The organism is Lacinutrix sp. MEBiC02404 (assembly GCF_053601575.1).
Genome location: NZ_JBSHNV010000220.1, coordinates 840,967 through 854,036, shown reverse-complemented (window position 1 = coordinate 854,036; position 13,070 = coordinate 840,967). Strand labels below are relative to the sequence as shown.

General features: G+C 32.3%; 12 protein-coding genes. 9 read left to right on the top strand and 3 right to left on the bottom strand.

Annotated elements, in window-relative coordinates:
* The first annotated feature begins 20 nt into the window (after positions 1-20).
* The 3 genes from ACVCXO_RS18230 (at position 21) to rpsU (ending at position 3,811) form a co-directional block, all read left to right on the top strand.
* Positions 21-725 carry a queuosine precursor transporter gene (locus tag ACVCXO_RS18230; RefSeq protein ID WP_452231019.1) on the top strand — a complete coding sequence of 235 codons (705 nt, stop codon included), beginning with the start codon at positions 21-23 and terminating at the stop codon, positions 723-725.
* 90 nt (positions 726-815) lie between these two features.
* Positions 816-3,536 (top strand): AsmA family protein, encoded by a 2,721-nt coding sequence (locus ACVCXO_RS18225; RefSeq protein ID WP_452231018.1) that lies wholly within the window; start codon positions 816-818, stop codon positions 3,534-3,536.
* 80 nt (positions 3,537-3,616) lie between these two features.
* A complete protein-coding gene (gene rpsU, locus ACVCXO_RS18220) occupies positions 3,617-3,811 on the top strand; it encodes a 30S ribosomal protein S21 (protein ID WP_055443717.1) in 195 nt (64 codons plus the stop codon).
* Positions 3,812-3,877: 66 nt separating this feature from the next.
* Here the strand turns inward: rpsU and ACVCXO_RS18215 are convergent, their stop codons facing one another.
* Positions 3,878-4,672, bottom strand: a complete 795-nt coding sequence (locus tag ACVCXO_RS18215; RefSeq protein WP_452231017.1) for a DUF2797 domain-containing protein — start codon at positions 4,670-4,672, stop codon at positions 3,878-3,880.
* 136 nt (positions 4,673-4,808) lie between these two features.
* On the opposite strand from ACVCXO_RS18215, the gene ACVCXO_RS18210 reads away from it, so the two are divergent.
* Positions 4,809-6,323: a GH3 auxin-responsive promoter family protein gene (locus ACVCXO_RS18210; RefSeq protein WP_452231016.1), complete on the top strand. Its 1,515-nt coding sequence runs from the start codon at positions 4,809-4,811 to the stop codon at positions 6,321-6,323.
* Between the two features lie 232 nt (positions 6,324-6,555).
* Here the strand turns inward: ACVCXO_RS18210 and ACVCXO_RS18205 are convergent, their stop codons facing one another.
* The gene (locus ACVCXO_RS18205; protein WP_452231015.1) at positions 6,556-7,422 is read right to left on the bottom strand and encodes a MerR family transcriptional regulator; all 867 of its coding nucleotides are present in this window, start codon (positions 7,420-7,422) and stop codon (positions 6,556-6,558) included.
* 151 nt (positions 7,423-7,573) lie between these two features.
* Here ACVCXO_RS18205 and ACVCXO_RS18200 point away from each other — a divergent pair, with 151 nt between their 5' ends.
* The 5 genes from ACVCXO_RS18200 (at position 7,574) to ACVCXO_RS18180 (ending at position 12,568) form a co-directional block, all read left to right on the top strand.
* On the top strand, positions 7,574-8,992 hold the full coding sequence (locus ACVCXO_RS18200) for a fasciclin domain-containing protein (protein WP_452231014.1): 1,419 nt from the start codon (positions 7,574-7,576) through the stop codon (positions 8,990-8,992).
* Between the two features lie 78 nt (positions 8,993-9,070).
* Positions 9,071-10,537, top strand: coding sequence for a phytoene desaturase family protein (locus ACVCXO_RS18195; protein ID WP_452231013.1), 1,467 nt, complete (start codon positions 9,071-9,073; stop codon positions 10,535-10,537).
* A gap of 1 nt (position 10,538) precedes the next feature.
* A complete protein-coding gene (locus tag ACVCXO_RS18190) occupies positions 10,539-11,375 on the top strand; it encodes a phytoene/squalene synthase family protein (protein WP_452231012.1) in 837 nt (278 codons plus the stop codon).
* Between the two features lie 29 nt (positions 11,376-11,404).
* On the top strand, positions 11,405-11,863 hold the full coding sequence (locus ACVCXO_RS18185) for a sterol desaturase family protein (RefSeq protein WP_452231011.1): 459 nt from the start codon (positions 11,405-11,407) through the stop codon (positions 11,861-11,863).
* A 3-nt stretch (positions 11,864-11,866) separates the two neighbouring features.
* Positions 11,867-12,568: a lycopene cyclase domain-containing protein gene (locus ACVCXO_RS18180; RefSeq protein WP_452231010.1), complete on the top strand. Its 702-nt coding sequence runs from the start codon at positions 11,867-11,869 to the stop codon at positions 12,566-12,568.
* Here ACVCXO_RS18180 and ACVCXO_RS18175 read toward each other — a convergent pair.
* Positions 12,546-13,067, bottom strand: coding sequence for a GNAT family N-acetyltransferase (locus ACVCXO_RS18175; protein ID WP_452231009.1), 522 nt, complete (start codon positions 13,065-13,067; stop codon positions 12,546-12,548). The two genes, ACVCXO_RS18180 and ACVCXO_RS18175, sit on opposite strands and share 23 nt — an antisense overlap.
* Positions 13,068-13,070 lie beyond the last annotated feature (3 nt).

Below are 13,070 nucleotides of genomic sequence, written 5' to 3'. Positions count from 1 at the left end.
CCGATTTCGAAGTACATATTATGACATTAAAAGATAAACTTGCTGCACAACGTATTTACCTATTTCTGGGTGCTTTATTTATAACTTCATTAGTGGTTTCTAATTTAATATTTCAAAAGTTTTTTTATTGGCACCCAATTGATGTAGAGATATTTGGTTCCAAATTATTTGAAATTTCCGTTGGTATTTTACCATATCCTATTACCTTTTTAATCACCGATTTAATTAGTGAAATCTATGGTAAAAAACGAGCAAACGACATTGTTATCGCTGGAATTTTCGCCTCCTTTTTCTCCATGCTAATTGTTTATGTCGCCAATGCAGTGCCTGCTACAAGTTGGTCGCCAGTAGACAACAATCTATTTACCACTGTTTTTGGCAGCACAGCAATTGCTGTTTTTGCTAGCATGATGGCTTACTTATTTGCGCAATTAATAGATATTCAAATTTACCATTTCTGGAAACGCGTAACCAAAGGAAAACATTTATGGTTGCGAAATAATTTCTCCACCTTTTTCTCCCAGTTTGTAGATACGTTTACCATTTTAATTTTATTATGCTCTTTTCATATTATAGCTTGGGATAAGTTTGCTGGCTTACTAATTGCAGGATTTGTTTTCAAAGTGCTCATCGCTCTTTTTGACACTCCTTTTTTGTATTTAGGCGTCTATATTTTTAGAAAACGTTTTAACCTTAAAATTAACGAAGAAATAGATTTACTTTAAACGCTAAAATTTTGCTAAAGTCTATCTTTACAACATCTAAACCGAGTATTATTACGTAAATACGTACACAAACAAATTTGTATTTTTTTTATGAAGAAAGCTTTAAAAATTACTGGTATTACTTTACTCATTATAGTGGCACTTTTGGTTGCCATTCCTTTTATGTTTAAATCACAAATTAAGGATATGGTAAAACGTTTTATAAACGAAAACATGAATGCTAAAGTAGAATTTAGCGATGTAAGCTTAAGCTTTTTAAGCAGCTTTCCGCAAGCACATGTTAGTGTAAACGATTTAGTAATCACCAACTTTGAACCTTTTAAAGACGAAACTTTTGCTACTGCCAAGTCTATTACTTTTGATATGTCTATAAAAGAGCTATTCAAAAAAGCAGACGAAGGACCAATTGTTGTAAATGCTATAAACGTAAACGAAGCTTTATTAACTTTAAAGACCAACAAATTTGGAGATGTAAACTACGACATTGCTAAAAAAGATGAAAAGGAAACAAAAAGCACCAATACAGAAGGTGACTCTAGTTTTAGTTTTGACATTAAAGATTACGCGATAAACAATAGTGCTTTTACGTATTTGGATGAAAAATCGAACATTACCTTTTATATCACCGAATTAAATCACTCGGGAAAAGGAACTTTTTCTGGTGAAGTTTCAGAACTAGACACCAATACGGAAGCTAGAGTAAGTTTAAAATTAGATAGTACAGAATACCTCAGCAACAACACCATTAAACTAGATGCATTAATCGATCTGGATTTAGAAAATAATAAATACACTTTTAAAGAAAACAAGGCAGTAATCAACCAGTTACCATTAGCGTTTCAAGGATTTATTCAAATGGTAGACGAAGGTCAAAACATAGATATTTCTTTTGAAAATTCGGGTTCCGATTTTAAAGACTTTTTAGCTATTATTCCGAAAGAATATTCAAAAAACATCGAAAACGTAGCAACAACAGGAACCTTTAAAGTAAAAGGAATTATTAAAGGTTTGAGTAGCGACACCACTATTCCGCATTTAGACATAAACATAGCATCTAACAATGCTTCGTTTAAATATCCAGATTTACCAAAAAGCGTACAAAACATCATCATAAACGCATCGGTAAAAAACGATGATGGAAACGTGGACAACACCTATATAGACATTAAAACTTTAAATTTTAAAATAGACGAAGATATTTTTAAGTCTTCAGCTACTTTAAAAAATATCACCAAAAATATGTTTGTAAACGCTGACATTGATGGTGTTTTAAACCTAGCAAACATCACCAAAGCCTATCCTGTAACTTTAGAAAAAGAATTAAGCGGAATTTTAAAAGCAAAGCTAAACACTTCTTTTGACATGAATGCTTTAGAAACCAATGCATACCAACGCATTAAAAATAATGGAACGGTAAGTATTACGGATTTTATATTTTCTGGAGAAGACATTGTAAATCCAATTCATATAAGCAAAGCAGATATCACCTTTCACCCTGGAACTGTTTCGCTAAACAATTTTGATGCAAGAACAGGAACTAGTGATATAAATGCAACAGGAACCATTAATAATCTATTAGGTTTTTTACTTAGTGATGGAAAGCTAAAAGGAGATTTTAATGTAAAATCAAACACCTTTGCTGTAGATGATTTTATGGTTGCTGAAACGGAAACTGCTTCTAAAAACAAAACGACGTCCAGTGAAGAATCGCTGAAAATTCCAGCATTTTTAGATTGTACTATTAAAGCAGACGCGAAAACGGTTTTATACGATAACTTAACCCTTAAAAATGTAAAAGGAAATCTAAAAATAAAAGACGAACAAGCCACTTTAGAAAACCTAACCTCTAACCTTTTTGATGGCGATATTGCTGTTTCTGGTTTGGTAGACACGAAAAGTAAAACACCTCTTTTTAATATGAACCTTGGTATTGCAAATTTTGACATTTCAGAATCCTTTAAAGGTTTAGAATTACTACAAAGCTTAGCTCCTATTGCTAAAGTTTTACAAGGAAAACTAAATACAACCATTAATCTTTCTGGCGCTTTAGATGAGCATTTTTCCCCAGATTTGGCTTCGGTTTCTGGTAATGCACTTGCAGAACTGTTAACTACAGATATTTCTTCGGAAACCGCTCCTTTATTAAGCAAACTAAATGGCGCATTTAGTTTTATAGATTTTGATAAATTAGATTTAAAAGACCTAAAAACAAAATTAGAATTTAAGGACGGAAAAGTAAATGTGAAACCTTTTGATATTAAATACAAAGACATTAACATTACTGTCGATGGATCGCATGGCTTTGACAAAAGCATGGCTTACAATGCCGTTTTACAAGTTCCTGCAAAATACCTAGGAAGCGAAATCAATCAACTTATTGGTAAAATAAACGATCCTGCCGCAGATAAAATAACAATTCCTGTAACAGCAATAATTGGTGGTACTTTTAGCGCTCCAACCGTTAAAACAGATTTAACAAGCGGCATTACCAATCTTACCAAACAACTAATTGAAATTGAAAAACAAAAACTTTTAAATCAAGGCACACAACAATTACAAGATTTAATTGGTGATGCTTTAGGAGGAACCAAACCTAAAACCGACTCTACAAAAACACAAAATAGCAATCCAATAAAAAATGTCCTTAATGATATTATAGGAGGAAATACCGCAAACACAAATAACACAGATTCCACAAATACAGAAACAACGCCTACAAAACCAACTGTTGAAGACGGTGTAAAAGATATTTTAGGTGGTCTTTTTGGAGGAAAAAAGAAGAAAGAAACTGTAAAAGACTCGATAGAGTAAAAAAGAAGAAAAAAAAAGTAAATAAATATTATAAAATAAGAATAATTAATTACTTTTGCATCCACAATTAAAGATTCATTATGTTAAGAATAGAAATAAAAGAAGGAGAAAATATAGAACGTGCTTTAAAACGTTACAAGCGTAAACACAGAAATGTGAAAGTTATGCAGAACTTAAGAGAAAACCAGTTTTTCACTAAGCCATCTGTAAAACGTAGACGTCAAGTACAAAAAGCATCTTATATTCAAGGTTTAAGAGACGCTGAAGATATTTAGTAGATACTTCTTTTTACATATATACAAAAACACGCTTTTATTAAAAAGCGTGTTTTTTTGTTTGTCTTAATCTACTGTAATTGCTACAACCAAACCTTCATTAGATCTCACGTTAAAAACCGTTTGATCTTCAAAAATGAGGTATTGCCCCTTTATCCCAACCAATTTACCAGAATAACTTCCTTGCTTTTTTATATTTAAGCTTTTTGGCTTTAAAGGATATTGCAACACCGGAAATTCTATATTCGTTTCCGTATTATTTTCAATAAAATACTGTTGTGCTTCGTCTGGTATATATTGTTTTAAGCGTTCTCGCCAAACCACCAAATCTTCATCTGCTATTTCATTTTTCAACATGGTTCGCCAATTCGTTTTGTCTGCAACATGATCTTTTAAAGCAACCTCCGTAATTCCTGCTAAATATCTATTTGGCACTTCTACAATTTCAATAGCTTCATGAGCACCTTGATCTATCCAACGTGTTGGTACCTGCCCTTTTCTAGTAACACCAACTTTTACATTACTTGAATTAGCTAAGTAAACAATATGTGGTTGCAGTTGCACTTTCTTTTCGTAAGCTAAATCGCGATCTTCTTTATCTAAATGCGCTGTGCTCAATTCTGGACGTATAATCCAATCTGCTGCTTGGGGAATGTCAAAAAAACAGCTTTTACAAAAACCTTGTCTGTAAATTTCTTTGTTGAAACTACAATTTAAACATTGGTATTTTATAAACTTAATATCTATTGTCTTGCCTAGCAACTGGTTCATATTCAAGAAATCACTTTCAAACACTAAATAATATTGAATAGGCTTTGTAAACTCGGTTGCCATTTTTGTTAAAACACCTTGGTAGAACATAAAAAAAAGTCTTATTTTTATCGTTGAAGATACTTATAAAAGATAAAGGCGCTTCTCGAAAATTTCAGCGTGAAATTAGTATCGAAAAAAGCAATTTTTATAAGCAAATCTAATTAAGAATAAAGATAGTATAAATATGGCAATTCCTATAGTCAATTCTATTGCTTCGTGGTTTTTAAAAAAACGATTTCACCAAATCGAATTATTTTTAAAATACCCAAACGAAGTACAAACAGAATTACTGTTAGAACTTATAGACACAGCAAAAGATACCGAGATTGGTAGGCAATATGATTTTGCATCCATTAGAAACTATACCCAATTTGCGGCCCGTGTTCCTGTTTCTTGTTATGAAGATTTCCAACCTAGTATTGAGCGCTCTAGAAAAGGAGAAAACAATATCTTTTGGCCAACACCTATTAAATGGTTTGCAAAATCTAGCGGAACCACAAATGCGAAAAGTAAATTTATTCCGGTTAGCACTGACTCTTTAGAAGATTGTCATTATGCAGCAAGTAAAGATTTACTTTGTATGTACTTAAATAACAATGAAGACTCTCAACTCTTTACAGGAAAAAGTTTACGTCTAGGTGGCAGTAAAGAACTTTACAAAGAAAACGGAACTGCTTTTGGCGATTTAAGTGCTATTTTGATTGATAACATGCCTTTCTGGGCTGAATTTAGTAGCACGCCAAGCAACAAAGTTTCTCTCATGAGTGATTGGGAACATAAAATGCAAGCCATTGTAAACGAAACTATAAATGAAAACGTAACCAGTCTTGCAGGTGTACCTTCTTGGATGTTGGTTTTATTAAACAATGTTTTAGAAACAACAGGAAAAGGTAATTTACATGAAGTTTGGCCAAATTTAGAAGTTTATTTTCATGGAGGTGTTAGTTTTACGCCGTACCAACAGCAATACAAAAATATTTTACCAAACAGTAGTTTTAAGTATTATGAAATTTATAATGCTTCGGAAGGATTCTTTGCGATTCAAGATCATAACAATTCTAGTGAATTACTACTCATGTTGGATTACGGGATTTTTTATGAATTTATTCCCATGGAAACTTATGGCGGTTTTAACGAAAAAATTATTCCGCTTGCCGAAGTCGAAATTGGCAAAAACTACGCGGTAATTATCACTACAAATGCTGGATTATGGCGTTACAAAATTGGGGACACAGTTCGATTTACTTCTACCAAACCATATAGAATAAAGGTTTCCGGACGAACAAAACACCATATCAATGTATTTGGTGAAGAGCTAATAATTGAAAATGCAGAAGACGCACTAAAAACAGTTTGCAAAAAAACAAAAGCAGAAATTGTAGATTATACCGCTGCTCCAATTTTTATGCAAGGCAAAGAAAAAGGTGCTCATGAATGGCTAATAGAATTTAAAAAACCACCAAAAGACATAAACATGTTTAATGAATTGTTTGACAATGCGTTAAAGGCTCTAAATTCGGACTACGAAGCAAAGCGCTATAACAACTTGACACTTAACAAACCAACCGTTCATGTTGCTAGAGAAAAACTGTTTTATGATTGGCTAAAACAGAACAACAAACTTGGTGGGCAACATAAAATACCTAGACTTTCTAACACTAGAGATTATATAGAAGAGTTATTGAAACTAAATAGTTAACGCTGAATGTTTTTATACTGAAAGTAGTTAATCGAAGAAAAAAACAATCCTTTTTCTTACAACGAGTATAAGTTATACTTTGTCTAAAACAGTTTATTATTTAATAAATTAAAACTACTTTAGCCTTGCTATTAATCGATTACTATATACTAATGTAGTATTAATTATCGTCCATAAACAATAAAAAACCCAAGCAATTTGCTCGGGTTTTTTTTATTATTTAATTTTATTTTTATTTTTTCAAAAGACCAATTAGTTCTTCGGGATGTGCTAAGTATTTCACCCTCTTATCTTGACTAACATTCTCTAAAATAGTTGGGTTTCCGGAAACCAAAAGCGCAATATCTCCTTGGGATAATATAGTATCTATTTTACTAGAAACAGATTCTTCAGTTGGCGTTACAAACATAGACAGCATTAATTCTGGTTTTACTTCCTCTATAACTTGTTTTATATTTTCCGTAGGTACATTTTGTCCTAAGTAATACACTTTCCACCCCATTTCTCTTGCTATATAATACGCTAATAAAAGTCCTATTTCATGGTATTCTCCTTCCGTCAAAAACATTAATATACTAGGAGCTCCTTTATGCGGATACGCAAGTAAATCTATAGAAGCAAACATTTTTTTCTTAATTAAATTAGAAATAAAATGTTCTTGAGCAGGCATTACTTTATTAATTCCCCATAGAACTCCAACCTGGTTTAGAAAAGGATAAATAAGATCTGTAGTAGTAGCCAATAGACCTTTTTTAACAATTTGAGTTCTTAGTATTTCATTGAATGTTACCTCATCCATATCGAGCATACTAATAACTAGCGCACTTATCTCGTCTTCATAATCTCCAGAAATAAATTTCTCTGAAATGGTTTGGTGAATCTCGGTATCCGACATTTTATCTATTTTAGAAATCCGATAACCATTTCTAGTTAAAACACCAATATTCAACAACTTCTTTAATTGAAGATCTGAATAATACCTAATATTAGTATCGGTTCTTTCGGGATTTAAAAAATTATATCTGGTTTCCCATTTTCGTAATGTATGCGCTTTAATACCTGTTAAAGTGACAATCTGTGCCATTGTATATTTACTCATGTCTAATTATTTACCACGCAAAGTTAAACAAAAAATAAGGAAATCGATATTTCAATCAAAAAACTTTTGTCTAACTTTTTATATATTTTATTTGACAAATTAAAATTATTTTATATATTTGTCCAAACAATAACAAAAAATATTAGACATTATGAAAACGAAATTCTTTTTTATCGCACTTTTTAGTCTATCCTTATTAGTAACATCTTGTAGTAATGATGATGATAGTTCTAATACCCCAATTACTCCTACACCAAATATTATAGAATTAGCACAAGCAACACCAGATTTAAGTTCTTTAGTAGCTGCTTTATCTAGAGCAGACGGAAACTTGGTTTCTGTATTAAGCGGAAACGGACCTTTTACAGTTCTTGCTCCAACTAATGCTGCCTTTACTACTTTCTTATCTGCTAACGGATTCGCATCTTTAGAAGATGTACCAACAGATATACTATCACAAGTACTTTTAAACCATGTAATTATGGCAGATGTTTCCTCTAGTGATTTAGCATCTATGGGTTCTGGCTACACCTCAGGAAGCGCAAGTGGTCCAGATGGTTTAAACATTAGTATCTATTTTGATGCATCTGGTGGCGTGATGTTTAATAACGTTGCAACCGTCACTACTGCTGATGCAGATGCATCCAACGGAACGGTACATATTATTGACGCTGTTCTAAGTTTACCAACCATAGTGGATCACGCAGTTGCGAATCCAGCTTTTTCCAATTTAGTAGCTGCCTTAGGTGCAGCAGATGGAAACTTAGTTAATGTACTTAGTGGAGATGGACCATTTACAGTTTTAGCACCCGACGATACTGCTTTTAGCACCTTTTTAAATGGTACTCCTTTAGCAAATGTAGATACTGCCGTTCTTTCTCAAATATTATTAAACCACGTTATTATAGGTTCTACCATAACTTCTACTTCTTTAGTTGATGCTGGAGCAGGATATACAAATACAGGAGCAACTGGTCCTGGTGGAAATGCTTTAAGTTTATATTATAATACTTCAAGTGAAGTAGTATTTAATGGAATATCTACAGTAGCACAAGCAGATGTAGTTGGAACCAATGGAATAATTCATGCAGTAGATACCGTAATTGATATTCCAACCGTAGTTACTTTTGCTACAGCAGACCCAACGTTCTCTACTTTAGTACAAGCATTAACAACTTTAACGCCTGCAACAGATTTTGCTAGTATATTATCGAGAACAGCAATTGGAAACACAGACACCATAGATCCTGATTTTACCGTATTTGCGCCAACAAATGATGCTTTTGCTGCTTTAGCTGCAATTCCTGCGGAAGGGCCTTTAACTCAAATTCTATTACACCACGTAATTAAAGAAGCAAACATCACATCTAGTATGTTAAATAATCCTGGTGACACGACTGCTGCTACACTAGAAGGTGATAACATCACGATTACACTACCTGGTTCTGGTAGTAATATAGCAGACATTACAGATGGCTCTGGAGCTACAGATATTGGCATAGTAGCTGTCGATGTTCAAGCTGGAAACGGCGTTATACACGTAGTAAACAAAGTAATGATTAATAATTAAGAGTAAAATATTTATAACACACTGATAAATAGACCGATAACTACTTTTTGTTGTCGGTTTATTTAATTAAATTATACCATGAATTCAAAAAAAATTATAATCGTTGGTTCTGGATTTTCATCTTTATCTGCTTCCTGTTATTTAGCAAGCAAAGGTTTTGATGTAACCATTCTAGAGAAAAACAAAACGGTTGGCGGAAGAGCAAGACAACTAAAAAAAGATGGTTTTGTTTTCGATATTGGTCCAACTTTTTATTGGATGCCTGATGTTTTTGAACGTTTCTTCAATGATTTCAACACGTCTACTAAAGCGTATTACCAACTAAATAAGCTAAACCCTGCTTATCAAATTTATTTTGGAAAGAAAGATTCCATTAGTATATCTGACAATTTTGAAGATATAAAAACAACTTTTGAAGGTATTGAAAAAGGTAGCGCTAATAAACTTCAAAAGTTTATAGACAAAGCGCAAAGAAACTACAACATTGCAATTAAAGATTTAGTGTACAAGCCCGGAGTGCACGTTTTTGAAATTATAAACAGTAAAACTATTTTAAAGTTATACGAGTTTATTTTAACTATAAAAAAACAGGTTACAGGTTATGTAAAAAACAAAAAGCTACAAAAGATATTAGAATTTCCCGTTTTATTTCTTGGTGCCAAACCAAGCAATACACCTTCCTTTTATAACTTCATGAATTATGCCGATTTCAAATTAGGAACATGGCACCCACAAGGAGGTATGTACGAAGTCGTTAAAGCGATGACAAGCCTTGCTAAAAGTCTTGGTGTGAAAATAGTAACAGATTGCGCCGTTGAAGCCATACATATCGAAAACAAAAAAGTAGTAAATGTTAGTACGAAAAAAGGTTTAATGCACTGCGACATATTGTTAAGCGGAGCAGATTATCACCATACAGAAACCTTACTTCCAAAAGAACTAAGGCAATATTCAGAATCGTATTGGAATAAAAAAACCTTTGCTCCTTCTGCATTATTATTCTACGTTGGATTTAATAAAAAAATAAAAAACGTTTCGCATCACACTTTATTTTTTGACACTGATTTTGATGCACACGCCAAAACCATTTATGACACCAAAGAATGGGCAGAAAAGCCTTTATTTTATGCAAGCTTCCCAAGTATAACAGATGCTTCATCTGCTCCTGATGGCAAAGAAGCTGGTATCTTTTTAATTCCTATTGCACCAGATGTAGAAGACACTCCAGAAATTAGAGAACATTACTTTAAACAACTTATAGATCGAGTTGAAAAAATTACTGGAGAAGACCTTCAAAATAATATTTTATTTAAAGAATCGTATTGTGTAAAAGACTTTAAAGACGATTACAATTCATATAAAGGCAACGCATATGGCCTGGCTAATACACTTACACAAACACATGTTTTAAGACCTAAATTAAAAAGTAAAAAAGTGGATAATTTATATTTCTGCGGACAACTAACCGTTCCTGGACCAGGCGTACCACCATCTTTAATTTCGGGTAAAATAGTAAGTGATTTAATTATAAAAAACATCGCATAACATGAAAGCATTATTTGACACATCTAGTTTAAAATGTAGCAAGATTGTTACTAACAGCTACAGCACATCGTTTTCTCTTGGCATAAAACTATTTGCTCCTTCTATACGCCCTTCTATTTATGCCATCTATGGATTTGTGCGTTATGCGGATGAAATAGTAGATTCTTTTGAAGCGTATCCACAAGAAGATTTATTCTATGATTTTGTTACAGACTACAAGAAATCATTAGATAGAAGAATTAGTTTAAATCCCATTGTAAATTCGTTTCAAGAAGTAGCACATAAATATCATTTACAAGGCTATGCAGATGATTTTCTAAAGCGAATGGAAGCTGATTTACTAGTAACAGATTACACCACTAAGGAAGCCTATGAAAACTACATATATGGATCTGCAGATGTTGTTGGTTTAATGTGTTTGCGAGTATTTGTAAATAACGATGATGCCAAATTTGAAGCGCTAAAAGAATCGGCCACACGATTAGGATCTGCGTTTCAAAAAGTAAATTTCTTAAGAGATATTAAAGAAGATACCGAAAACTTAGGTCGTTCGTACTTTCCTAATTTAGATAGTAATTCACTAAACAATTCGAATAAAGAAGAAATAATAAAAGACATTGAAAAGGATTTTCAAGAAGCATATAAAGGTATCATTCAATTACCTTTAGAAAGCAGGCTTGGCGTTTATATTGCGTATCGATATTATTTAAAATTACTGAAGAAGCTTAAAAAAGCAGATCCTGAAAAGATTTTAAGCGGAAGAATTCGAGTTTCAAACCCGTTAAAATTAGTAATACTAACTAAATCGTATATACGATATAAATTAAATGCGTATTAATTTTAACCGATTAAGTATCTTACAACACAATGAATATTATACTATACATACTAATTACAATAGTAACCTTTTCTTGCATGGAAGTGGTTACTTGGCTTACTCATAAATATATAATGCATGGCTTTCTATGGTATTTACATGCAGATCATCACGAACCAAAATACCCGCATGCTTTTGAAAAGAATGATGCTTTTTTTGTCATTTTCGCCACTCCTAGCATACTACTTTTATACTTCGGATTAATACCAACCTTAAACTACCTATTCTTTATTGGCTTAGGTATTTTCTTTTATGGAATGAGTTACTTCTTAATTCACGATGTACTTATTCACCAACGTTTTAAATGGTTTAAAAACACCAAAAACAAATACCTTATTGGCTTAAGGAAAGCACATAAAGTGCACCACAAACATTTAGGAAAACAGGAAGGCGAATGTTTTGGAATGTTGTTTGTTCCGAAGAAGTATCATAACACTTTTAAAAAATAACACATGCAATCATACACTTATCTTTTTGTAGATTTAGCTTGTATTACTGTTCCGTTTATAGCGAGTTTTTATAAAAAACATGCCTTTTATAAAGAATGGAATTCCTTTTTTAAAGCCAATATTATTGTTGCTTTACTATTTATTTTATGGGATTCGATTTTCACTAACATGGGAGTTTGGGGTTTTAACACCGAATATTTAACAGGGATTCATTTAGGAAATTTACCGCTAGAAGAAGTATTATTTTTTATCTGTATTCCGTATTGTTGTGTCTTTACCTTTTTTGCTTTACAGCATATTATTAATCATAATCCTTTAGAAAAAATTGCATCAGGCTTAAGCTATTTTTTAATAGTAGTTCTTTTAATAGTTGGCTTTTTTCATTTTGAAAAATGGTACACTTCCATTACTTTTCTAAGTACATCCGTATTTCTAATGTATTTAAAGGTTAAGAAAACAAATCTTTCATACCAGTACTTCACGTACTTTTTAATTCTTCCTTTCTTTTTTATTAGCAACGGCATTCTTACGGGAAGCTTTTTGGTAGCACCTATTGTTTGGTATAATGACGCCGAAAACCTAGGAATTAGAATTGGTAATATCCCTGTGGAGGACTCTATTTACGGCTTACTTCTTATTTTTATGAATATTGAATTATATCGCTATTTTAAAAATAGAAAAACTAAAGCGTTAGACGAAAAATAATATTATCCGGAAATCCTTCGTCTTTCCTATGCTGTTCTAGAATAAAATTATTCTTTTCTAACAGAGCAATAGAACCTTTATTATGTCTGCTTGTAAATGCTTCGATAGCTTTTAATTTCAGTGCATCAAAACCAAAATGCACTACACTTTGTAAAGCTTCTGTCATGATTCCTTTATTGTAGTATTCTGGTAATAAATCATAGCCAACCTCCGCTGTTTTTCTGTCTGTACTAAAATTCCATAAGCAAATGCTTCCTATTTTTTTTGTTTCCGAAGTACGGTTGATAATCCAAGAAATGGATGTATTAGTATCTATATACTTCACTAACTCTTTCGTTTTCTCTTCTGCTTCAGAAGCAATTTTAAAAGGTTCTCTTGCTATGTATTGTATTACTTCTTCATTAGAACGAAGTGCAAAAACAATATCGACATCCTTCCTATTTAAAATAGTCAGGGTTAATCTTTTCGTTTGTATTTCTTTAACCTCTTTAAATTTCATCCT